Source organism: Acinetobacter chengduensis (assembly GCF_003664645.1).
In the GTDB taxonomy this organism is placed as follows: Bacteria; Pseudomonadota; Gammaproteobacteria; order Pseudomonadales; family Moraxellaceae; genus Acinetobacter; species Acinetobacter chengduensis.
In genome coordinates this window covers 38876-63342 of record NZ_RCHC01000016.1, presented here as the reverse complement: position 1 = coordinate 63342, position 24467 = coordinate 38876, and the positions used below count along the sequence as shown (strand labels likewise).

The following is a 24467-nucleotide window of genomic DNA, read 5'->3' as shown; positions in this document are numbered from 1 at the left end:
AGAAAAAGCGCTCAATGAGCGCTTTTTAGTTTTTAGCCCGCTAGCTTTTGCACAACTTGTGCCAAACGCTTGCCTTGTTCTTCACACAAGATTTTCTCATCTTGACTGATAGATAAGTCATGACGTGGGCCACTCACATGGCTTGCTCCATAAGGCGTACCGCCAGTTTTAGTATTCGACAGTGCAGGCGCTGCATTGCTTAACCCCAGAATCATCATGCCATGATGAAATAAGGGTGGAAGCATGGTTAATAAAGTACTTTCTTGACCACCATGCATCGAGCCCGATGAAGTAAATACGCAAGCAGGCTTGCCATGTAATGCTCCATTCAGCCATAAGCTGGTAGTTTGATCGAGGAAGTGTTTCATTTCAGATGCCATATTGCCAAAACGAGTCGGTGAACCCAAAGCCAATCCAGCACAATTGGCTAAGTCATCTAAACTACAGTAAATATCACCTTCATCTGGAATACTGGCTGCTGCGACAGTCACCACAGTAGACAATTGCGGTACGGTGCGAATTTTGACTTGCATGCCTGTAGACTCAATACCATTCGCAATGAAGTGTGCCATTTCCTTGGTTGCGCCATTTTTACTGTAATACAGAACTAAAATATAAGGTTGCATGGTGATTTAGGCGATGTAATTAAAAAAATAAACTATACGGTATTTTTTCAATTTTTTGGTTAAGCTTAGAGCCGAATATTGAAAAATGATGATTAGAACAATTGAGGCTGTAATTTATGATTGCCGAATATTTCAAGAAACTTCCCTTTTATGACAAGAAATGGTTTCAGTTTGTTTTATTCGTTATACGGCGTTTTGAAGCCGATCGTTGCCGTGAACAAGCAGGTTCTTTGACCTATACTACGCTGTTTGCTGTCGTGCCTATGCTGACGGTTTTTTTGGTGATTATCTCTTCCATTAAAGCGCTAGAACCTGCACGCCAACAACTCCAACAACTGATTTATAGTAATTTCTTACCTAAAACCACCATTGCATTTGATAAAGCACTTAATGCCTTTACTGATAAATCCAGTAATTTAACAGTGATTGGTATTTTATTTTTATTCGTCACCACCGTGATGATGTTGACCAGCATTGAGACCGTATTTAATCGCATTTGGCGTGTAACTGAAACTCGTGGTGGAATTTTGGGCTTTATGCGCTATTGGACCATTATTTCACTCGGACCCATTTTATTGGGTAGCGCATTTGTCATTTCCTCTACGATGGCCTCGTTAAATGTGCTGAACAATAACTTTGCAGGCTATGAGCTTGATGGTGAGTTCATCTTCTGGCTCATCTCATTTGGTTTAACTATTTTAGGTTTTTTTATTTTAAATTGGACCATTCCCAATCGGAACGTCCCGATCAAAGCGGCTTTCATTGCTGGTTTATTTAGCGCAGTCGTTTTCGAGCTACTCAAAAATCTATTTGGTTTCGTGATGAGCAACTTCACCAGTTATCAACTGGTTTATGGTGCATTCGCCGCAATTCCTATTTTCCTGCTGTGGATTTTCTTATCTTGGAATATTGTGCTATTGGGTGTCGAAATCAGCTATGCGCTGACTGCCTTTGATGCTGATGCCAGTCGCGACCGTAAGCGCCACCCTGTAATTATGCTACTTGATCTGCTTGAGCTGTTTTACCAAAAGCAAAAAGTCGGTTTGAGTGTCAGTGAATCCGAAGCTTTAGAAGTGCTAGGTCGTGATGAAATTGGCCGTTGGCCGAGCTATGTCAAATTACTCGAGAAACAAAACTTGATTACGCGCACGGATAACAATAATTTTGTGTTGGCACGTAATCTTGCACACATTGATTTTTGGACTTTTTATTCACAGCTTCCGTATCCACTGCCCCATCGTAAAGACATTGGCAATATTCATGCAGATGATGTGTGGATGGAAAAAATTGGGCCTGCCTTAATTGAGTCCGATGATTATTTGGCAGCTAAATTGGCCATTCCTTTATCAACGATTTTGGAATCTAAATAAGCACGCCTCAGATTTAATCAAAAGCCTCATTCAGTGAGGCTTTTGATTATTTGCTAGTGGTATCTCACACAGCACTTAGCGACTTGGCTGTTTAGCACGCCCAGATAAGCTCACAATGAGTACACCCAGCATGACCATGCTAGTACCAATAATAAATGCACGTTCTAAAGGCTCATTTAAAATAACCACACCAAACAAAATACCAAATAGAGGAGTTAAAAAAGAAAATACTCCTAAGCGTGAGGCCAAATATTTTTTAAGTAACCAAAACCAAGTTAAATAACTGACAAATGAAATCATCACCGCATGAAACAGCAAGCTACTGATGGTCAGCATAGACCAACGAATTTCGCTTTGCCCTAATACAAATGCCATGGGCAACAAGCAAATAAAGCCACCGAATAATTGATAAAACAAAGTCTGTGTAGCTGGTGCTTCAGACAAATTTGTTAATCGCACCGCAAGCGTCGTAGATGCCCAAAATATGCCAGCGCACAGTGCCAGTAAATCACCCAAAATCACATGACTTAGGTTTTGTAATGATGATTCACGCTCACCGCCCAAAAATGTGGTGACAATACCTAAAAAAGCAAGCGCAATACCACTCCACTGCTTCCATGTCAGACGTTCTGCTGGTAATTTCCAATGCAACCCCAATGCCACAAAGATTGGAGCGGTATATAACAAAACTACAGTGTGTGAGGCCGTCGTAAAACGTAAAGCTTCGGCCAATAGGCAAAATTCTGTGGCAAACAACCCTGCAACCAGCGCACCAGAAAACCAATACTGACGTGACCACAAAGACTGACCTTGCGCCAACTTAATCAGTGGAAAGACCAATAATGCGGATAACCCTGAACGCAAAGCCATTTGCATCAGGGGGGAAATATCCTCTGCGGCCAATTTCACCACAATTTGTTGCAAACCCCACAATATACATAAGCCAAACATTATTGATGAAGCTTTGGCATCCAATGCCTGACGTTCTTGCACACCGTCTACTCTTTGCCCTAAACCGCAACACAGTAGCACTGTCCTGTCTAAAAAACACCTGCGAATATTGACTTTTTAGCTCTTACATCACATACCAATTTCTCGGTAGATCAAATACTTCTTAGCAAATATCAGCTAAATTTGAGTCTAAAGTCCTTCAAAAGAAAAATACTTTATTTTATAAAATGAACCCGTGTCCATGTGCGTGCAATCTGACGATGTAAACTTACCGTCATCACGCCCAACATAACGAAACCCGTGCCAATCAGAAAATTAAACTCAATGTGCTCATGCAAAAAAATCACACCAAACAGCATGCCAAAAATAGGCGTCAGAAATGAAAATACCCCTAAGCTGTTGGCTAAATATTGGCGTAATAACCAAAACCATAGCATCAGGCTAAAGAAAGACATGAGCAGCACATTAAATAGTGTGCTAGTTAGCACTACCCAACTCCAATGAATCACGCTTTGGCCTGTAATAAAAGCCAGAGGCAATAGAATGAGAAAGCTACCCAACAACTGATAAAACAGTGTTTGTGTCGCAGGTGCATCAGCCAACTTGGTCAAACGCAGTGAAATTGTGGTTAAGGCCCACATCACACCTGCCATCAGAGCCAAAAAATCACCCCAAAGCGCATGTGTTAATTCTCCTGTGGCGTCATCACGGCCCATAAAGGACAATACAATGCCTGAAAAAGCGAGAAAAATACCGCCCCATTGAATTAAATTGAGCTGTTCTGCGGGCAATTTCCAATGCAAACCCAATGCAACAAAAATTGGCGCGGTATACAGCAACACAACTGTATGTGAGGCCGTGGTATAACGTAATGCTTCGGCCACAAAAAGAAATTCGGCAGAAAATAAAATAGCCAGCCACAGACCAGGGAGCAGATAGTCTTTACGATATAAATCTGAAAATTGCTGAAGACGAAGCAATGGAATGACCAACAAAACCGATAAGCCTGAACGAAGCGCGATTTGCATGATGGGGCTAATATCAGGTGTAGCCCATTTCAGCACCACCTGCTGAATTCCCCAAATCATACATAATAAAATCATCCAACCCGATGCTTGTGCATCAAGTGCTTTACGCTGTTCCACGGTCATTGCTCAAAACTCAAAGAGCCTGCTACTATAGACCTGTCATAAATCAAATATATAGTTTAAAACAGACAATTGATTGTTGAATTCAGGCAATTTTAAGCATGGGAAATCGCACAAGCGCATCACGCCCTTTAGGCATGCAACTCAAAACTAATGATCATATCGATGCGGCACTCTGGATCAGCTTCCGCGATGATCCAGCGCAGTCAATTTACCCCCACATGGCCATGCATGGGGAGAGTTTATTTATGCCTTTGATGGCATTATGGAGCTCAATATTGATCAAATTGATTATATCACTCCACCGCCTCATGGGATTTGGCTACCCCCGCACGTTCAACATAGTGGGCTAAATCGTACGGCGGTGTCTCATGGCACACTCTATGTTCATGAAAGTCTATGCCAAGACTTACCACAGCAAGCTGGTATCTTACTTAGCTCACCATTGGTTTCCGCCATTTTTGAACATTTAAGACAAACACCAAATACTGAGTCTAGCGCCGAGCACCAACGCTTACTCAGCGTGCTGGTCGATCAACTCAAATATGCCCAATTGGTTAGTAGTTATTTACCACACTCTGAGCACCCAACACTGCAAAGCCTGTTAAATGATTTACACCAAGCACCTGCGAACAATCAATCTTTAGCTATGCTGGCAAAACAATACAATATGACGGAGCGTACGCTAGCCCGACTCAGTCAAAAAGAATTAGGCATGTCTTTACATGAGTGGCGCCAGCGCCTCAAAGTGATTAAAGCAATGAGCTTACTCAATCGTGGCGATACCGTAGAAAGTATTGCTTTCGATTTAGGCTACGCCAATTCATCCGCATTTATTAATATGTTTAAACGTTGGATGCACATTAGCCCCGATCAATTTCGTAAAAAGTTTGCCAAATAAAAAATAGCTCTAAAACAATTTTTCTGTGTATTGTTTTTCAGTAGATATAAAAAAGGACTGTAGCGACAGTCCTTTTTTGATGACTTTCAATTATTTTACAAAGGTCGTCCAAACATAATCTTGTTGTTGGCCTTGCAAGGTCATTCGCAATTGATCACCTGCCTGTAAAGCCGCAACGCCAGCTGGCGTACCCGTCATAATTACATCACCCGCTTCAAGCGTAAACACCTGACTGATATCTGCCAGTAAAGTACCCACATCAAAAATCAGGAGTGCCGTATCACCTTTCTGGCGGATTTCATCGTTTACTTGCAACGTGTAATGCACATCTTTCCAGTCATTTACCACCAATGAAACATCCACCCAATCGGCCAACACACATGAACCATCATAGGCTTTCGCACGTTCCCAAGGATGACCTTTCTTTTTCAAGTCATCTTGTAAATCTCTTAGGGTAAGATCTAAACCTAAAGTGACTGCATCTACGGCTTCTAATGCTTTTAGTGGATCAGTTTCGGCTTTGAGTGTCTTAGCAATTCTTAAAGTTAACTCGCACTCATAATGACAACTGCCTAGTGTTTTATTCCACTCAATGCCAGCGTCTAAAGGAGATAAAGCACTCGGTGGCTTTATAAACAGAACAGGTCGATCAGGAATTGCATTGCCCAGTTCTTTCGCGTGATCTGCATAGCTACGACCGACGCAAACAATTTTAGATGGACGTTTCATCATGATCTCCCCTTTCTGTTTTGATTAGATTATTTCTTAAATGAATTTTCAAAAATGCTTTGATCTGCTGGATTGGTAAAAGCACGTTTTGGAATAATCACCACCGTACGATTTTTCATTTCCAACATATAAGTCAGCTTACCTGAGGCAAAGGTTGCGACATCGGCATAATTAAATATATTTTTACGCTCATTGGCAAAAATTTCACCATGATCTTGATACAGATCAATGCCCTGTTCACTTTTACCAAATTGGTACTTAATAAACTGACGCTTAAACATCATCGGTAAGAACCAATAACGCATCAGTATTTGCATGATTAAAAAGAAGGCGCCTAAAGCCACGTAATAACGACCGACACTACTAAAGCCCAAAGAAAAGCCCCAAATGATAATACCGATGCTAATTAAAGGCGTAATAAAGCGAGTGAATTGCTTTTTACCAAAAGTCGCTAAAGCAAAACCATCTTGAGATTCTTCTAAATTCAAGGTGTAACGTAACGATAATGCGGGTTGAGTCTCTGACATCTGCTCACATACATATTTTAAAATCTAAATTGAGCTAGATATTACACCAGAAAAGTGACTTTCCTTATTCTTTTTAGTATCAGATATACACACTTCGGCGCTGTTCTTTTCGTTGAAAATGCGCTAAAACTGCCAACAAATAAAAAATGCATATTACAGGATGTCCTATGCAGTATATTCAAATAAAAACATCACTCATGCTCACTTGTCTCATGCTTGCAGGAAACGTATCTGCACAAATTGTGCCTTGGAAAGCTCAAATTCCGAGTGCATTAAGTGAATTTAATAATGATCCTCAAGCCTTAGCAACACTGACTGGAGAGCATATTTTGATTTATGCCCATCCTGCACAGTCCATACAATTACCAACTATGCGTACAGGCAAAAAAACAACGGGACAATACTATAGCGCATCGGTGGTCATTCCAGCCAATGTACAACAAGTCAGCCGTTTGCTCCTCAACTACAGTAATTATGCAGGCTTATTTCCGACGCTTAAATCAGCCAAAGTGCTTGAGCAACAAGGCACCATCAGTCAAGTTAAATACAATATTCATATTCCAACGCCCATTCCTGTACTGAATTTCCGTGAAACGGTACTCATGCAACATCAGGCCGATGCCAATAGTATTTCAACTCTGATCTTAGATGCACCCGTGCCTTATGCTGCAGGTAAAATTGAATGGTTTGAACTCAAGCCAAATCAAACCTTAGTCACGCTCACGCAATGGGGAGATTTGAATCAGCCCAAAGGTTTTTTATTTAGTAAAATTCTGAATGCATTGCCCGATGCCAAACTTGGCATTCCAGCTGGTACCAACGCTTTTTTACTCGAGTCTTTACAAAAGCGCTTTAAGACCAGCCAAGCACAGCCTTTAGGCACAGGCATATTGCCTACAGCCGGCTTAGACCGAAATGAACAAGTGAAAGTGGCGCAACTGAGCCGAAACTCACAGGAACCCGTAAGTTTTGTACTTACGGCTAAAAATGTGCCCTATTCACATGGCACAGAGAAATTACGCTTTAGTACCAGCTATCAATATTATGCCCATAGCCCTGCTCAGCTTCAGCAATGGTTAACGCCAAGTAGCTATCAACAATTATTTCCCAATCAAATTAAACAGGTCCGTGTACGCAAGCTGGATAACAAGCAAATGGATGCAAGCTATAAAGTGTCTGTGGGCTTAGGCGTAATTAACATTCCCTTCGATTTTAAAATGCGCTTTAACTACGCCACAGATTGGCAAAATGAATTTTATGCCAATGGTGGCGATTTAAAATTTGTGAGGGGTGGCATGCAGTTAATACCGCTTCAGCAAGGCACACTATTGAGTGTAACCAGCGCCATGAAAATTGATCAAGATGCGCCATTTTTATTACGTGCCATGCGAAGTATGCCTTATTCAGACATGTTACCTGCTTTAGGTGGCAATACCGTTTTTGTACTTAAAGTAAAACAAAAGGCTGGCGCTTAATTTTTTGAATTCGATTTAGAGTTATTTTAAATAATTCAGGCACAAAAAAACCGCAACAAATGCGGTTTTTTCAATTTAAATCAAGTTGGTGCGCCCAGAGAGATTCGAACTCCCGACCCCTTAGTTCGTAGCCAAGTGCTCTATCCAGCTGAGCTATGGGCGCGACGTCTTGATGTGGTGCATTATACGTGAAATTTCAGCTTTGTTAAGCTTTAATTTGTATGAACACGATCAACTGCCTAGATATTAGACATTAAGAGCTTTATTCTATTAAAACTAAGCCTATTTAAATTATGATCTAAGGATACACAGTGCTGTATTTAACGCCTATGCTCAAAGCTAAATGTTGTTCATGATAAAAATGTGAGCGCGCTTGCCCTAATATGAACTGGCTGTTCTTTTTCGCTTTACGATACGTATAGTAGGTAGAAGATTTGATGCAAAATGTACAGGCACAAAAAAACCGCAATAAATGCGGTTAATTGTTCAAGTTGGTGCGCCCAGAGAGATTCGAACTCCCGACCCCTTAGTTCGTAGCCAAGTGCTCTATCCAGCTGAGCTATGGGCGCTTAACTTGTGTCGTCTTAAAAGACTACGTTATCTACTTTACTTATTGGTGCGCCCAGAGAGATTCGAACTCCCGACCCCTTAGTTCGTAGCCAAGTGCTCTATCCAGCTGAGCTATGGGCGCGACATAAGTAAAGTTGGCGGTGAGAGAGGGATTCGAACCCTCGATACAGTTGCCCGTATGCATCCTTAGCAGGGATGTGGTTTCAGCCACTCACCCATCTCACCGTAACGTGGCGCCATAATACAAAGTTAACCCCATACGTGCAAGCACTATCCCCCACTTTTTTTCATATTTTCGTTCAATTAAATATTTTTTATACAATTTTTCAAATTAAAGCCCGAAAAACACTTTAAAAATGCCACATTAAGCACATTAATTCAGCATTCGTTATAAAATGCATGTCAAACACACAATATTGCAATCATTTACGTGCAGTCTGCTGTCGCATGACTTATGCTAAACCTATCTTCTGACATGAAGCCAAAGACATTATGAAAAATTGGGTCGATCCTGAAGCAAAAGCTGAAGCCGAACGTTACGAAAATCCGATTCCGAGCCGTACGCTCATTTTAGACATTATTGAACAGCGTGCACCGCTGTCGCATGCCGACTTGGTTGAGCATTTTGAAATTGCTGATCAAAAAAGTATTGATGCGCTCAGCCACCGCCTAATTGCGATGGTTCGTGATGGGCAATTAATGAAAGATGGATTTAAGTTTCAATTGGCCACTGAACAGCCGACCCATGATGCGACGGTTTATGTCAATTCTAAAGGTATGGGCAGTGCCAGCATAAAAGGTGAAGATGATCTTCTATTGCCTGAGCGTGAATTACGTCAGGTCTTTAATGGTGACCGCGTTAAAGTACGTCAGACCTCAGTTGACCGTAAAGGTAAAGCATGGGGCTTTATTACTGAGGTTGTAGAGCGTCGTGTTAAACAAATTATTGGTAAAGTCTCAATTCACGATGGCGAATACTTTATTCAACCCGCGAATCCAAATGCACATCAGCCAATTACTTTAGAAAAAGAACTGATTGAGCATGCCAAAGTAAACTTAGGCGATTCAGTGCGTGTTGAAATTGATGACTACCCAACCAAAGAAGAATTTGCGACAGGTCATGTCATTCAATCTATGGCAGATAAAGCCGATACAGAAATTATTATTCCACAAACTATTTTAGAGTTTGGCTTACCTTACGAGTTCCCAGAAGAAGTTGTAAAAGAAGCAGAGAGCTTTAAAGAACCATCAGCTAAAGACCGTGAAGGCCGTATTGACCTACGCGATTTGCCATTAGTCACCATTGATGGTGAAGATGCTCGTGACTTTGACGATGCAGTTTATGCTGAAAAACGCCCAGGTGGTGGCTACAGAGTTGTCGTAGCGATTGCCGATGTCAGTCACTATGTGCGGATTGGTAAACCTTTGGATGATGAAGCACAAGAGCGTGGTACCTCAGTGTACTTCCCGCATTTTGTTTTGCCAATGCTCCCTGAAGCGTTGTCAAATGGTCTGTGCTCACTTAATCCAAACGTCGACCGCTTATGTATGGTGTGTGACTTGAACCTTTCACGCGCAGGTCGTGTGACAAGTTATGAGTTCTATCCTTCGGTCATGCACTCTAAAGCACGCTTAACCTATACCCAAGTGGCACAATACTTTGATGGTGACAGTCAGGCTGTGACTGAAGACCGTAATGTTCGTAAGTCACTGAATACGCTTTTCCAGCTTTACCATGTGTTAAAAGATCTACGCGCTCAGCGTCATGCAATGGAATTTGAAACTGTCGAAACCTACATGACCTTTGACGAGCTTGGTGGTATTAATGAAATTTTACCGCGTACACGTAATGATGCACACAAACTGATTGAAGAATGTATGTTATTGGCCAACGTAGCAGCGGCCGAATATGCATTAAAAAATGAAGTTCCAATGCTCTACCGTGTGCATGAGCCACCAGAGTTTTCACGTATTCAAAAAGTACGCGATTTTGTGAAGTTATTGGGTCTTAAATTCCCAGAGCAACCAACGCAAGCGGACTATCAAGCCGTGATTGAAGCGACCAAAGACCGTATTGATGCTCCGAGCATTCATGCCGTGTTATTACGTTCAATGATGCAGGCGTATTACGGCGCGAAAAATGCAGGTCACTTCGGCTTAGCTTATGAAGCATATACACACTTCACTTCACCAATTCGTCGTTATCCTGACTTACTCTTACACCGTGCAATTAAGGCCAGCCTGACAAACAAAAAATATCCGCTTTCGGGTGCTTCATTGGATGATGCAGGTCAACACTTCTCTGCAACTGAACGTCGCGCAGATGAAGCTTCTCGCTCTGTAACCACATGGCTGAAATGCCATTATATGCAACAGCATTTAGGCGCAGAGTTTGTTGGTACGATTTCTGCAGTAGCTGAATTTGGTTTATTCGTGACCCTCAAAGACCTTTATGTCGATGGTATGGTACACGTAAGCCAATTGGGCGATGACTTCTTTGTATTTGATCAATCGAGCCAAAGCTTAGTTGGACAAAACCGTGGCCAGACCTTTAGCTTAGGTGATGAAGTTCGTATTAAGGTGGCGGGTGTTAATCTTGAAGAGCGTAAAATCGACTTTGAATTGATTCAACAGTTGAGCCATGCAGGTCGCCCTATTCGTAGCAAAGCACCACGTGTGACTAAGCCTAAAGTGGTCCGCGAAGCGAAAGAAGAAGTCTTTAGCGAACGTCCGAAGAATCACGAAGCGCCTACGTTGAGTGAAGACGGAGAACGTCCCATTCGAAAGAAAAAGCCAAAATCAAAACCCAGCACCTACGGCAAAAAGCCTGCTAAAAAATCTGCAACAAAATCTGAAGCAAAGGCTAAAGATAAAGTAAAGAAAAAGGCCAAATTAAAAAAGAAAAAGTCGAATGCGAAAGCAAAGACTGAGTAATTTTAGCTTGGACTTAAAAAGAGCGCTTCGGCGCTCTTTTTTATTGGCTGATCGTTTTACACAAGTTCAGAACATAAAAGAATAAATTCACTGCTTTACTTGATTTATGCCTAAATTACCCCTACATCTACAGATAACATAGGAAATTAAGACGGCATACCCAACATGACATTAGAAAAGGCAACTTTGCCCGTTCCACAATTTAATCAAATCACATTAGATCAACTTAAAACACAAATCCAACAAGCCATTCAGCAAGGCCAAAACTTTTTAGATGAATTAAAGACTGTCCCAGACAGCATTCAACAGCAATTAACCGTACTCGAACAAATTGATACTCTCGAAAATAATATGAGCGAGGCTTGGGGCGTACTATCACACCTCAATGCAGTGATGAACAATGCACAAACACGTGAAGTTTATCAAGCACTGTTACCGAGCTTAAGCGAATACTATACAGCGCTCGGGCAACATACCGTGCTGTACCAAACCTATCAGCACGTCCGTGACGGTAGCTTATTTGAAACACTCCCAGCTGCACAGCAAAGTGCTATCAAATTATCACTACGCGACTTCAAGCTCTCAGGCGTGGCTTTAGAAGGTGAAGCGAAAAAACGCTATGCCGATATTTCTGCGCGTTTATCGCAATTATCGTCGGACTTTTCCAACCACGTACTGGATGCTACACAAGCCTTTATGCTTCCGCTGAGTGAAGAACAATTAAAAGGCCTTCCTGACAGTAGTATTGAATTACTCAAGCAATATGGCCAGCAACGCGAACAAAATCAGCCGACTGCAACTTTAGATATTCCCTCTTATTTGGCCATTATGACCTATGCTGAGGATCGTGCATTACGTGAAACTTTGTACAAAGCCTACACCACACGTGCATCTGATCAAGCAGATACACCTGAATTTGATAACACGCCAGTGATGGAAGAAATCTTAAGTTTGCGTCAGGAAATGGCGGGCTTATTAGGTTTTGGTAATTATGCAGAACTGTCTCTTGCTAGCAAAATGGCGCCAAACGTAGAAACAGTACATCAATTTTTGGTAGATCTTGCAGAACATGCACGCCAGCCTGCACTCAAAGAAGTTGCAGAACTGAAGAGCATTGCCAGTGCAGATGGAATTCAAGACTTGCAACCTTGGGACACCGGTTTCTATTCTGAAAAGCTGAAAATGCAGCAGTTTAATCTGTCGCAAGAAGCACTCAAGCCCTACTTCCCTGCACCAAAAATTTTGCAAGGCTTATTTAGCATTGTAAATCGCTTATACGGCGTTCAAGTGATTGAGCGTGATGCACCAGTATGGCATCCAGATGCACGTTATTTTGAACTTGAAGAAAACGGCACAGTGATTGGCGGTTTTTACTTCGACCTTTATGCACGTACTGGCAAACGTGGTGGTGCATGGATGAGTGGCTTCCGCTCACGTATGCAGACGGAGCACGGCTTACAAAAGCCAATTTGCTATATGGTGTGTAATTTTACACCACCTGTAGGTGATCAACCTGCGCTATTAACTCATGATGAAGTCAATACCTTGTTCCATGAGTTTGGTCATGGTCTACATCACATGCTCACAGAGGTTGATAATATTTCTGTGGCTGGTACACATGGTGTTGCATGGGATGCAGTCGAATTACCAAGTCAATTTATGGAGTTTTGGACATGGGATACAGAGAGCCTCGACTTACTCAGTGAGCACATCGAAACACAGCAACCTTTACCGGCAGATTTGCTTCAAGCTTTGCTGAATGCTCGCTTCTTCCAATCTGGTATGCAAACGCTACGTCAAATTGAATTTGCTTTATTTGATCTGAACATTCACAGCCGAACACCTGCACTGAATGCCACTCAAATTCAGGCCGAATTAGATCAAATTCGTACCCAATTTGCTGTAGTACCAACTGTTGCCTACAACCGCTTCCAACATGGTTTTAGTCATATTTTTGCAGGGGGTTATGCTGCAGGATATTACTCATACAAATGGGCCGAAGTTTTGGCCAGCGATGCTTTTGACCGCTTCGAAAAAGAAGGCATTTTCAACACCCAAACAGGTAAAGATTTTCGCCAAGCGATTTTAGCGGTAGGTGGAAAAGATGCTGCACTCGACGCTTTTGTGAATTTCCGTGGACGCGAGCCGAAAATAGATGCACTGCTTCGTCACCAAGGTTGGACGAACGCATCATAAACTCTTAAACTAAGGGCCTTAATTTTATAGTAGGTAAGTATGATGACCATTAAACGCCGATTTATTGCTGGCGCCAAATGTCCGAAGTGTCAAGCGATGGATCGTGTTGTCATGCTTAGCTCAAATGATGATGAATGGATTGAGTGCATTGATTGCGGTTATAGCGAAAACCGTCCGACGCATGTAGAAGAGCCTGAGACTCCGGCAGTGCCCGACGAAATTGGTGTCATTCAATTCAAACCTCGTCAGCCAAAATAACAATTTAGGTCTATGTATGACAGAAGATCAAAGAAATAGCCCGAAACTTTTAATCGGGATTATTGGGGGACTCGGCGTACTGGTTGCGCTTTTTTTTGCTTATCAATGGTTCAGCTCTTCAGCAGAAGACGTTGCTCCTGTTTATGACACCATTGCCAGTGAAGCAGTAATTACAGCCATAAGCGAAGCGAGCACAGAAACAACGGCAGCCTCTGAAATAAATACACAAGAATCAAGCTCAGCGGAAGCAAGCCATACAACTGAGTCAAAACCGCTGGTTACAGAAGATATATTAACAGCACCGATTCCTGAAAATGCCTCTTTAGCCAAAGAGGAACAGGCTCGACTCGCGGACCTGCAAGCGCAACTTGCAGAGCAAGAAAAAACCCTGAAAGCACAGCATGCTGATGCTGATCAGCTGATTAAATTAAAAGAAGAACAACTCAAACTCCTTGAGCAACAATTGGCACAAGAGCACTAAACAACTCAATAGTTTATTTTCCTCACATAGTTTTGCATATAAAACAGGCTAGAATGACTTCAGATTTTCTGGCTTGTTGTTTATGTCTACACTTTCCTCATTCAATCACACCCTAAAAGCGATTGGCTTTTTAATGCTGTCTGCCTTTTTATTTTCAATTATGGGTGTCTGCATTCGTTTGGCTTCACACAGTGTGGACAATGCCACTATTGTATTTTTTCGCAATGTCGTAGGCCTATTCATTTTTCTGCCGTTTATAATCAAAAAAGGCAGTGGATTTTTTAAAACTGAAAAACTCTGGATGCATACATGGCGTTCTGTGGTTGGATTGATTGCGATGTATGGTTTTTTCTATGCCATTGCACATTTAAAACTGTCCAATGCCATGGTATTTACCTATTCCTCCCCTATTTTTATTCCACTCATTGCTTGGCTATTTCTAAAAGAAAAAATTACTGCAAAAATGCTGATTGCTGCTTTAGTTGGACTGATCGGTGTTCTTTGCGTCGCCAAGCCAGATTCTGGCATGTTCAATCAACTTTCGTTGATTGGGTTAGGCGCAAATTTTTTAGCAGCCATGGCCTTTGTGACGGTACGTGCACTCACAGCAACAGAACCACCTGAGCGCATCGTGTTTTATTTTTGCTTTTTTGGCACGCTCATTTCAGCTATTCCAATGTTTTGGTCATGGCGTCTATTCACATTCACTGAGCTCATGTACCTGATCTGTGCTGGATTATTGGCAAATATCAGCCAGCTGTTTATGTCTACCGCTTATAAACTCGCACCAGCAGGCCAAATTGGCCCCGTCAATTATATTGCCATTATTTTTGCAGGGATTTGGGGCTTTATAATGTGGCATGAAATTCCAGACTTTTATAGCCTCATCGGATTTGCCATTATTTTTATGGCCATTATTTTATGCAATCCTTTTTCAAGCTATCTAAGTGCTTTACACGCACAGACAAAACCGAATCATCTTAAGTTCATATCACACATAAAAAATGCACCCCAAGGTGCATTTTTTATTTCATTATTTGTACCAGTCAAATAACTTAAAGATGTACGGCGCATAGGTCACAATCAGTAATGATGGGAATAATACCAATATTGGTAGAATCCAACGCTCATAACGATAGTAGAAATTGGTGTACATCGCTTTTGCTTCTGCATCCGCCTCACGCACCTCATCATCACCAACGGACAATCGTGTCAGCAAATGATTCAGTGCCACAGGTGGAGATACATAACCTAACTCAAATGCAACCAGTACAATCATCCAGAAATGGATTGGATGAATGCCATTTTCATACGCGACAGGTGCAACTGTTGCCGCAACCAAAATTACCGCGCCAAATGGGTCGGTGGTCATACCAATAATCGCCAGTAGCAATGCAATAAAGGCCAACGAAATGTAAATATTACCCAAATGTGTTGGTAATAATTCTACCACTTCAGTACGTTCAATTAAGCCACCCACGCTTGCAGATAACGCCATCAAGATAATCAGCGCGCCAATATGACCGACTGTTTCAGATGAAGCAAACCAAATTGAGCTACCAAAGCCACGGCGCTGTCCGTCATGCTCACGCATAAATGTTGAGCTTTGTGCATGCTGTTCTGCCAAGGTTGCATGTTGATCGACAGGTGTCGGCGTAAAACGATCCGCAAACCAACGGTCAAACATAATGTAAGCAATCAAGATAATTGGTAACACTACAGGTGCAGTGAACTCGTCCATCTTGGTGTCTAAACCATATTTATAGAATGCAATCACAATGAGCGTTAGCACAATGTATGGAATCACAGGAACAAAGGCACGAAGCATACCTGGAATTGCCACTTTTGGTGAATTCACACGGAAACGTGTTTCCGCTAAGAATAATGAAATACCTAAGAAAATAAATGCAGTCAGCCAGAATACATAAATACCATGATCAAATAGCTCATCGGAGGTGACATGACGACTGTCGAGCATTGAAATCAAAATAATTAATAAACATGGACGAATCACTACACCAAGCGAGCCCGACATGGCAGACACAGCCAAAGCAAATTGACGGCGTGAACCGGAGTTCCAGACTTCTTTATAAATTATCGCACCTGCAGCCACAACAAAGATACCCGAAGCACCGGTATAAGCTGTAGGAATAGCAGCAGCAATCAAAATTAACCAAGTCAGGGTTTCTGGTGCCAAGTTCCATGGACGCAAAATCCCCAAGAAAAGATCCATCACCCGTGTTTGGGTGAGCAACATACCCGCCCAAATGAACAGCGCAAGGTTTAAGAAAATACCTGAGAACTCAACCAACTGTCCCAAATAAATCCCTTGCCCCATTGGATAGTCCATGAAGAAGGTAAACGCGATCCCTGTAATAATCGCCATGTACGCATACAGTGGCACGCTGAGTAATGCAAAACCAACATTACCTGGCCCCTGTTCTTTCACTGCTGGCGTTTTAAAGAACTGGAAAATACTAATCAGCATGACTGAGCCAAATAGTGCTAACCAAAGCCAATAGACGGCCAGAGTTTCAGTAGTGGATGCGACTCCAGAATTGAGCACTGAGTTAAATTGGCTATACACGGAATAGGTTAATAGACCATTACCAATTGCCATAAAGAGCGCATATACGCGATAGTCTAGCTTCGTGGTCGGTGCACGTAGGCCAATATGGTGGAATTTTACTGATGCTGTAATTGCAGACACCAAAACCATCAACAGTAAAATCAAGACACGGTTTTCAGAACCGAATTTGAAAATACCAAAGAAGGTGGTTTCAACCGTACGATAGGTACGAATACTTGGATGATCATCCAAATATTTTTTTGCTTTGTCATAAAATTGGAATTTTTCTTCACACTGTTGCACACCCGCCATAATAGACGCGCGTACATCTGACTCAGAGGCACTGCCAAAGATATCTGCAAATTCGTCATTTGCATTTTGCTTCATTTGGGTCTGCACCATTGCATCGACATTCGGATGACGATCACAATCAGGTGCAACTGGTTCAGCACGTAAAAAAGAGTACTGCATACCAATAGCTTCATTGCCATACAGTTTTTCACCTGTACGCAATAGCTGGCCATGAATCATTTCGCCCGTGCCAATGATGAGAGTCAACAGCAGTAAGAGCAGAACGATAAAGGTCGAGATCCAGTTATTCCATATATAACTTAACAGTCCGAGTCCGGATCTGCTGTTTTGATCATTTTGCATGTATCTTCCTATTTTTATTTTGGGTGCGAGCTCTTGGCTTCACCCTTGTCCTTCTTCCCGAAAAATTCCTTTTTCGGTATTTCTGTTTGTTATTCCGATTTTCTTTCAATGTGCAACAATTAGGCAGATATTAAAATGACAATATGTATTTTCTTTTATGAAAAAAATGTCAACTCGATCACTTCTCTATTCATCATTTCTCTGCAATGAAATAACTCCCAATCACATAGATGACGGCTAATACAATGCCCCAAATCACCCCTAATAAATGGGCTTCAACTAAAACGGGACTCCCGATCAATTGAGCAGTCCCCATACTGCCAAAAGTATTTTCCCAAACCAATTTTGACAAAATTAATAACAGTACAAATGTAGCAAAACGACGTTCACGCTTATATAACAAATGTACACAGGCAATAGATGCATACGCCCCATGTAGTACGCCTGAAAGCCCAGCATAGGCTTCTACATCTGGTAAAAAAATGTAGAAACTCAGGCTAATTAACGGTGGAAGTGCCAGTAACAACGCGACAAAGTGCCAAAGGGATACACGTGGAAAAATAAAAGGTAAACAAATAAATGCCAGCATATTCAAAAAATAATGCATCCATCCCACATGAACCCAATGAGCTGTCCATAAGCGCCAAAATTCGCTAAACAGCCCATCTTGCCAGTAGATGAATGCATCCATATACACTTGCAAACAGGCAGAGAAAGATACAAATACTGCTAAAAAAACAATTTTTCGAATTAAAAATTGATCTTGCATGTACCTTACTCCATGATATTTGCCCACACGTCGCAATGAGCTTCCGCTCAATTCCTGAGACTGATGTTTATTGCGATTTACCCTCTTCAAATAAATCATCTAAATCAGAAGAAGAACCGCTGTCATCCCAAAAACGTTGCATGCCATCATCTGCGGTACGTGTACCCGTATGCTCTGTCCAATAGCGATCTGAAATGCCTTTCACCATCAACTCAGCCATACTATCAATCAGCTTAAATTGTGGATTGACTGGTTTTTCTTCAGAACGAGCCTGTGCAAAACTTTTTAACGCATCACGAATTTTAGCATCATCACCGCTGGCTTGAGCGGCCACTGCATACATCGCATGCGGTAAGCGCACGCCTTTTTGCTCACCAATGGCCATGGATTGTTTTAAAGTTTGGTATGGATCTGGTTTATCATCCCCCGCCCCTGGCAATAGCGTCCAAATCACGGCGCGAGTTGCATTTGGCGCACCCCAAAATTTTTCATTATTTAAGCAACTCATACCACGTTCAACCACGGCTGCAATATCTTTAGGGACATTGACTGCACCACCGGAGTTAATATCATTGGTCATGGCCTGTAAACCACTGAGCATTCCCAATAAATAAACAGTCTGTTCAATATCACTGTTCATTTTGCCACAACCATCACCGAGTGCTTTTTTGTATTTCTTTTCATAGCGCGACTGGAACAACTGATAGCCTGTATATTGGCGCTGTGCGGCTAAACCCGCCCAACGTTTTTGCTCAATACGCGCATCTTGTGCTTCAGTCACTTGATTAGATTTAGATGCACGAAGATAGCGTAGCTCTGCATCCAAAGCTTTTTGCTCTGCACACATCCCAGAAGCTGAATACATCAGTACTGCCACACGTGTTGGGTCTGCTCCCATATCCTTAGTGGCCATAATCGCAGGCGTCAATGAATTACCTGTGTTGCAGATCATCTCTGCATCATCCATGGCTAAAATTGGCGGTACGATATGATTTTCTGTAAAACCTAATGCCACATTGGCACCTGTCTTGATCACTTGTGAACAGCCAGATAATAAAAATGTAGTTGTTATTGCGACTGCCACACCTTGGCAAATGCGTTGGACGTTCGACATATTCCTGTCCTCTATAATTTTGTTTATGTCCATCTCGACAAACATATCAGAAGCGTTTTCTGTTTTAAAGAGTATTTACTCTAATTCGAGTATGCACTGTGCCATTATTTTAGCGAGTTGCAATTGACTGAAATGATAAGGAGGCCAAATTTTGGGCAAAAAAAAGCAGCACTGCGACGGTTCAGCACATGCTGCTTATTAAAAGTTGAGCGCCTAAACGCTAATCATGTTGTGCAATTCGTTCCTTCAGCACTGTTCCTAGCCGTCCTACTACAATTGCCATAACAATCGCAGCTGCCAGAAGCATCCAAGTTGGATAGTCCATAAGAGACTCCTCATTACGCTGTTGGTAGAGTTAATGTACATGTATCAAAAAATATCCAGCACAATAATTGTCAGACAATTTATATTTTCTGCCAACTATTCAACAGACTGTCTGACAACATTGTGAGATATGCATTGTATTAAACTGATTTTTATAGTTTTTATAATTTTGAAAAAAACAAACCTGTCTAACAATTAGATCATTTTCGCCAATACTTTTAATGACTTCCATTGCTTAAATGCAACTTGGTCACACCAAATAATCATTGGCTTTGTACGTGCATGTTGAAAATACACCACAATATACACTTGATGGTCGATAATATGGCTGATTTGAACACGCTGTGGTTGACCGTACTTCGTCAAGGTCCAATCACGTCCATCTAGATATTCTAACGCGCTAATATTTGGACGCTTACGGTAAAACAACGCATAGATGACCAAGCCGAGTAGCAATAATATGCACCAAAGCCAGATGGCTACAACCTGATAGAGTAAGGCCATTAAAACCGTGAATATGGCAAACTGAAACACTAGCGCTATCAGACTAGGTTTCAGCTGGAAATTTCGCTTATCCATGAACGTAGTGTTTTAACTTCTGAATAAAATCACGTAATTCTGGGCGTGGTGGTTCACTGACTTCCATAAACCAATCCAATAAGTCTGGATCTTCTTGCGCTACCAATTCTGCAAACATGTCTTTTTCAAATTGATCTGCTTGCAAGTAGTAATTTTTGACGTAGGGATCAAAATATACATCAATTTCTTTTAAACCGCGTCGCGCACGGTAAATGACTTTGCGTTCTTCCAAGCTGATGTCATCAGTCATCGCATTCCCCAATGTTAGATTTAAACGCCACTATTTTACCTTATTCAGCTCTATTAATTGGCACCTTTTCGCAAGATTGACCGAAAGCATCAGTAAATTTTCTACAATTGAGCATTCAGCACATTGCTGAGGGCAGAACATTCTTATAATTTTCAAATACACGCACACAATAAGGATAATTCAAATGCAATCTGGAGCGATTCGCCCTCTTCTTAATATGTTACCACGTAAACTGTTTGATGCTGATCATGAAGCATTCCGCGATACTGTACGCAAATTTTATGAAAAAGAAGTCGTACCCAATATTGAAAAATACGAACAGCAGCAACATGTGGACCGCGATCTATGGAATAAAGCAGGCGCTCTAGGATTATTGTGTACGACCATGCCTGAAGCCTATGGTGGCTCTGGTGTTGACCGTCTATACAGCATGATCCTCATTGAAGAACAAGCTTATGCTATGGATTCTTCAACAGGTTTTTCTCTGCATTCAGATATTGTCGCTAACTATATTTATAACTTTGGCAATGAAGAACAGAAGCTAAAATGGCTACCCCAAATGGCCAGTGGCGAATGTGTTACAGCAATCGCTATGACCGAGCCAGGTACAGGCTCAGACTTACAAGCAGTTCGCACAACGGCTGTACTTGATGGCGATGACTATGTGATTAATGGCTCTAAGATTTTTATTACCAATGGCTACCTCTGTGATATGGCCATTGTCGTATGTAAAACTGGTCACTCAGAAAAAGGCTCTGCAAATTTATCATTAATTTTAGTTGAAGCAGACCGAGTGGGCTTTAGCAAAGGCAAGCCATTAAATAAAATTGGGATGAAAGGCCAAGATACCTGCGAGTTATTCTTTGATAACGTGCGCGTACCCAAAGAAAATTTACTGGGCATGGAGGGTATGGGCTTTATGATGCTGATGAAAGAATTGGCTTGGGAACGCATGTTGGTTGCGATTATTTGCCAAGCTGGTGCAGAAGCTGCTTTTGCACATACCGTCAAATACACCAAAGAGCGCAAAGCCTTTGGTAAAGCCATTGGTACCTTTCAAAACAGTCGCTTTAAACTCGCAGAATTGCGTACAGAAATTGATTTCTGTCGGGCCTATTTGGACCGTTGTATGGAACTACAATTGAGTGAACAACTAGGGATTGATGCAGCTGCCGCAGCCAAGTACAAAATTTCAGATATGTTTTCAAAAGTGGTAGATGAATGTCTACAGCTCCATGGGGGTTATGGCTATATGCTTGAATATCCAATTGCACGTGCTTATATCGATAACCGTGCCAATCGAATCTATGCGGGCACCAATGAAATTATGAAAGAATTGATTTCTCGTACACTCTAGCCTTCGGCACTTTTTATTCAAATTACAGCAACGCGATTAGATCTGCGTTGCTGTTATATTTTTACAGTGAATATTTTTAAAATAGCTCGCTCAGAAACTCTTGAATAATGTGCAAGACCAACTCAGGTTGCTCTTTATGAGGCAAATGATGTAATCCTTCTAAAATATGCATTTCAGCGTGCCCATCAACACCATCAAATAGCCGTTGTGCTTGTTTGGTACTACCATATTCATCTAATTCACCATGAATAATTAGGCTCGGACAGCTCACTTTTGGCAAAACAGTGGCTAAATTCCAGTGTTTGAACTCAGGTGCAAGCCATGTTTCCGTCCATGCATCCAATACCCACTGTGCTTTCTGCGGATGGTATTTATCTAAGCGCTCTAACTGCCCTGGTTGTTTAAAGCCTTTTTTAGCCTCACGAATACCCTGTAAAGTTTGCTCTTCCACTTCAAATTGAGCGGCTATACTGACCAAACCCATACATCGCTGTGGTTCTTGTGCGCCAATCGCAAAGGACATAGCACCTCCAACACTATGCCCTAACACTACAAATTGTGTGAACTGAAAATATGCCACCACAGCCTGAAAAGCCTGCTGTGCTTCATTAAGTACAAAATCCAAAGCTGGCAAAGATGTACACGCATCCGAATGCCCAAAGCCTAAACGGTCATAAGCATAGACTTTGCGTTTCGTCAGCTCAGCCAACTGCGCTGGAAAGTCACGCCATAAAGCAACGCTACCTAAAGAATCATGTAGCAAAATAATAGGGGCCAATTCTAGGTTGGCATCAGTCACTTGCCAAGAATGCGCATATAAGCAAAATGCGCCAAAAGGCACTTGGTATTGTTGTGTTTGAATATCCATTACATGAGATCTATTTCTGTCCTATCTACATCTTGTCTGAACTCCCGCCTCAGACAAAGCGAAATAAGTGAACTTTAAATTCATAAAAAAAGGAGCTCCAAGAGCTCCTTCTCATATCTAGCATAATAAAGAGATGATTCTAAAACCTCAAAATATCTATTAAGAAACTAAACGAGGCTTCGTCACTGATGCAGCTGATTTCTTACTAAATTTAAGAATGCTGTCTTCAAAGCCAGCTTTTTTTAATGCCTTACGGTCTGCCAAATAATTATTGGTTACACGCCACGGGCCACTCTTACCTTGTTTCGGCATTACATCTACCGCACGAGCAATATACCCTGAACTTAAGCTACCCATAACCGTATCTTGCTCAATTTGAGTTGCATCACCTTGTGGTAAAACTTCGTTATAGCCTTTCTCATCCATAAAGTTTAGTAAACGGCAGATATATTCAGCAGCAATATCCACTTTCAAAGTCCAAGACGCGTTGGTATAACCAATAATTAATGCCATATTCGGCACATCACTCACCATCACACCTTGATATAACATGTGCTCAGAAGTATTTAATGGCTTACCATCGATCGTGGCTTTAATACCACCCAAAATTTGAATATTCAAGCCTGTTGCAGAAATCACAATATCCGCATCTAAATGTTTACCAGACTTCAGCTGAATACCTTTTTCTGTGAAGCTATCAATTTGATCAGTTTCAACACTTGCACGGCCTTCACGTAAAATCTTAAATAGATCACCATCTGGCACAACGCATAAACGCTGATCCCATGGATTATATTTTGGCGTAAAATGCTTCATATCCACTTTACCCTTCAATTGCATCTTGATCGATTGCAATAAGAACTTACGAAGCAATTCGGGTTGCTTTTGAGCGACCGCATAAACAGCACGTTGCACACCAATATTACGTGCACGCGTTAACTTATAAGCTAAATCTTCAGGCAAAACTTTGCGCATTTTGTCATAAATCATGTCAACTGAAGGAATAGATGCGATGTAAGTCGGTGAACGTTGTAACATTGTGACATGACCCGCCCCACCCTTCGCCATGGCTGGAACCAAAGTAATCGCAGTAGCACCACTGCCAATAATGACGACTTTTTTACCTGTGTAATCTAATTTCTCAGGCCAATGCTGTGGATGAACGAATTGACCTTTGAAGGCACTTTGATTCGGGAAATCAGGCTGAAAACCTTGGTCATAGTTATAATAACCTGTACAACCTACAACAAAGTTTGCAATCCAAGTTTCTTTCTTATTTTCTGCATTTTCAATTTCAACTGACCATTTTTTGCTATTTGAGTCATAGTTGGCACTCAATACGCGATGTTGAAAATGAATTTTTTCTGCCAATTGATTTTCATCAATCACTTCAGACAAATAACCTTTAATAGATGCACCATCCGCCAACACGCTCGCCTTCTGCCATGGTTTAAAATTAAACCCAAAAGTTGACATATCTGAATCAGAACGGATACCTGGATATTTAAATAAATCCCATGTTCCACCAAAACTTTCGCGACGTTCAATAATTTCAAATGAGCGTTGTGGACACTGCTTTAATAAATGCGCTGCGATACCAATACCAGAAATACCAGCACCGACAATTAGAATATCAACTTGCTTTTCCATGTTGTTCTTTTAACCTATCTCAGTTTTATAGTTTTATTAAAGCACATATTTGACAATACGCAATGTCAAGTTTGATTAAATTTATTATTTTCCGTGTCATTTAAGGACAAAACAATTTTTTGTCTAACAATAATTTTTAGGCATAAAAAAAGACCGGCTAAAAGCCG

The 24467-nt window shown here is 41.5% G+C and carries 19 protein-coding genes, 4 tRNA genes and 2 pseudogenes; 9 read left to right on the top strand and 16 right to left on the bottom strand.

From position 1 onward, the window contains the following. Nucleotides 1-32: 32 nt before the first annotated feature. On the bottom strand, nucleotides 33-626 hold the full coding sequence (wrbA, locus tag D9K81_RS13635) for an NAD(P)H:quinone oxidoreductase (RefSeq protein ID WP_120373517.1): 594 nt from the start codon (nucleotides 624-626) through the stop codon (nucleotides 33-35). Nucleotides 627-742: 116 nt separating this feature from the next. Here wrbA and D9K81_RS13630 point away from each other — a divergent pair, with 116 nt between their 5' ends. Beyond that, entirely contained in the window at nucleotides 743-1996 is a 1254-nt protein-coding gene (locus tag D9K81_RS13630; protein WP_120373518.1) for a YhjD/YihY/BrkB family envelope integrity protein, read from the top strand. Between the two features lie 75 nt (nucleotides 1997-2071). Here the strand turns inward: D9K81_RS13630 and D9K81_RS13625 are convergent, their stop codons facing one another. Both D9K81_RS13625 and D9K81_RS13620 read right to left on the bottom strand, forming a co-directional pair. Continuing rightward, nucleotides 2072-2989: a DMT family transporter gene (locus D9K81_RS13625; protein WP_120373519.1), complete on the bottom strand. Its 918-nt coding sequence runs from the start codon at nucleotides 2987-2989 to the stop codon at nucleotides 2072-2074. A 173-nt stretch (nucleotides 2990-3162) separates the two neighbouring features. Beyond that, the gene (locus D9K81_RS13620; protein ID WP_120373758.1) at nucleotides 3163-4092 is read right to left on the bottom strand and encodes a DMT family transporter; all 930 of its coding nucleotides are present in this window, start codon (nucleotides 4090-4092) and stop codon (nucleotides 3163-3165) included. A 104-nt stretch (nucleotides 4093-4196) separates the two neighbouring features. Between D9K81_RS13620 and D9K81_RS13615 the strand changes: the two are divergent. Then, nucleotides 4197-4996, top strand: a pseudogene (locus tag D9K81_RS13615) (AraC family transcriptional regulator). 90 nt (nucleotides 4997-5086) lie between these two features. Here the strand turns inward: D9K81_RS13615 and D9K81_RS13610 are convergent. Both D9K81_RS13610 and D9K81_RS13605 read right to left on the bottom strand, forming a co-directional pair. Next, nucleotides 5087-5728, bottom strand: coding sequence for a fumarylacetoacetate hydrolase family protein (locus D9K81_RS13610; RefSeq protein ID WP_120373520.1), 642 nt, complete (start codon nucleotides 5726-5728; stop codon nucleotides 5087-5089). A 26-nt stretch (nucleotides 5729-5754) separates the two neighbouring features. Then, entirely contained in the window at nucleotides 5755-6252 is a 498-nt protein-coding gene (locus D9K81_RS13605; RefSeq protein WP_120373521.1) for a YcxB family protein, read from the bottom strand. Between the two features lie 197 nt (nucleotides 6253-6449). Here D9K81_RS13605 and D9K81_RS13600 point away from each other — a divergent pair, with 197 nt between their 5' ends. Beyond that, complete coding sequence (locus D9K81_RS13600; protein WP_120373760.1) at nucleotides 6450-7727, top strand: SRPBCC family protein; 1278 nt, start codon at nucleotides 6450-6452, stop codon at nucleotides 7725-7727. Between the two features lie 86 nt (nucleotides 7728-7813). Here D9K81_RS13600 and D9K81_RS13595 read toward each other — a convergent pair. The 4 genes from D9K81_RS13595 to D9K81_RS13580 all read right to left on the bottom strand — a co-directional run bounded on the left by D9K81_RS13595 (nucleotide 7814) and on the right by D9K81_RS13580 (nucleotide 8522). Further along, nucleotides 7814-7890, bottom strand: a tRNA-Arg gene (locus D9K81_RS13595). Between the two features lie 329 nt (nucleotides 7891-8219). After that, a tRNA-Arg gene (locus D9K81_RS13590) sits at nucleotides 8220-8296 on the bottom strand. Between the two features lie 45 nt (nucleotides 8297-8341). After that, nucleotides 8342-8418: transfer RNA gene (locus D9K81_RS13585), tRNA-Arg, on the bottom strand. Nucleotides 8419-8432: 14 nt separating this feature from the next. Next, nucleotides 8433-8522 (bottom strand) — tRNA-Ser (locus tag D9K81_RS13580). Between the two features lie 264 nt (nucleotides 8523-8786). Here D9K81_RS13580 and rnr point away from each other — a divergent pair. The 5 genes and pseudogenes from rnr to D9K81_RS13555 form a co-directional block, all read left to right on the top strand. Beyond that, nucleotides 8787-11231 carry a ribonuclease R gene (rnr, locus tag D9K81_RS13575; RefSeq protein ID WP_198488307.1) on the top strand — a complete coding sequence of 815 codons (2445 nt, stop codon included), beginning with the start codon at nucleotides 8787-8789 and terminating at the stop codon, nucleotides 11229-11231. Nucleotides 11232-11396: 165 nt separating this feature from the next. Beyond that, a complete protein-coding gene (locus D9K81_RS13570) occupies nucleotides 11397-13427 on the top strand; it encodes a M3 family metallopeptidase (protein WP_120373523.1) in 2031 nt (676 codons plus the stop codon). Between the two features lie 48 nt (nucleotides 13428-13475). Further along, nucleotides 13476-13685 carry a YheV family putative zinc ribbon protein gene (locus D9K81_RS13565; protein ID WP_171406936.1) on the top strand — a complete coding sequence of 70 codons (210 nt, stop codon included), beginning with the start codon at nucleotides 13476-13478 and terminating at the stop codon, nucleotides 13683-13685. Nucleotides 13686-13701: 16 nt separating this feature from the next. Continuing rightward, nucleotides 13702-14166, top strand: coding sequence for a hypothetical protein (locus D9K81_RS13560; protein WP_120373525.1), 465 nt, complete (start codon nucleotides 13702-13704; stop codon nucleotides 14164-14166). A gap of 82 nt (nucleotides 14167-14248) precedes the next feature. Beyond that, nucleotides 14249-15100, top strand: a pseudogene (locus D9K81_RS13555) (DMT family transporter); the annotation flags it as partial. Nucleotides 15101-15199: 99 nt separating this feature from the next. On the opposite strand, the gene D9K81_RS13550 reads toward D9K81_RS13555, so the two are convergent. The 5 genes from D9K81_RS13550 to D9K81_RS13530 form a co-directional block, all read right to left on the bottom strand. Continuing rightward, the gene (locus tag D9K81_RS13550; RefSeq protein WP_120373527.1) at nucleotides 15200-17389 is read right to left on the bottom strand and encodes a TRAP transporter large permease subunit; all 2190 of its coding nucleotides are present in this window, start codon (nucleotides 17387-17389) and stop codon (nucleotides 15200-15202) included. 193 nt (nucleotides 17390-17582) lie between these two features. After that, nucleotides 17583-18158, bottom strand: coding sequence for a rhombosortase (gene rrtA, locus D9K81_RS13545; protein WP_120373528.1), 576 nt, complete (start codon nucleotides 18156-18158; stop codon nucleotides 17583-17585). Nucleotides 18159-18225: 67 nt separating this feature from the next. Next, entirely contained in the window at nucleotides 18226-19272 is a 1047-nt protein-coding gene (locus tag D9K81_RS13540) for a hypothetical protein (protein WP_120373529.1), read from the bottom strand. A gap of 519 nt (nucleotides 19273-19791) precedes the next feature. Then, nucleotides 19792-20175: a protein YgfX gene (locus D9K81_RS13535; RefSeq protein ID WP_120373530.1), complete on the bottom strand. Its 384-nt coding sequence runs from the start codon at nucleotides 20173-20175 to the stop codon at nucleotides 19792-19794. Then, the gene (locus tag D9K81_RS13530; protein ID WP_106984050.1) at nucleotides 20168-20425 is read right to left on the bottom strand and encodes an FAD assembly factor SdhE; all 258 of its coding nucleotides are present in this window, start codon (nucleotides 20423-20425) and stop codon (nucleotides 20168-20170) included. Before D9K81_RS13530 ends, D9K81_RS13535 begins: the two co-directional genes overlap by 8 nt. A gap of 184 nt (nucleotides 20426-20609) precedes the next feature. Between D9K81_RS13530 and D9K81_RS13525 the strand changes: the two genes are divergently transcribed. After that, a complete protein-coding gene (locus D9K81_RS13525; RefSeq protein WP_120373531.1) occupies nucleotides 20610-21782 on the top strand; it encodes an acyl-CoA dehydrogenase family protein in 1173 nt (390 codons plus the stop codon). Between the two features lie 76 nt (nucleotides 21783-21858). Here the strand turns inward: D9K81_RS13525 and D9K81_RS13520 are convergent, their stop codons facing one another. Together D9K81_RS13520 and D9K81_RS13515 are read right to left on the bottom strand one after the other, a co-directional pair. Next, nucleotides 21859-22650, bottom strand: a complete 792-nt coding sequence (locus D9K81_RS13520; protein ID WP_120373532.1) for an alpha/beta fold hydrolase — start codon at nucleotides 22648-22650, stop codon at nucleotides 21859-21861. Nucleotides 22651-22809: 159 nt separating this feature from the next. Beyond that, a complete protein-coding gene (locus D9K81_RS13515) occupies nucleotides 22810-24300 on the bottom strand; it encodes a flavin-containing monooxygenase (protein WP_120373533.1) in 1491 nt (496 codons plus the stop codon). Nucleotides 24301-24467 lie beyond the last annotated feature (167 nt).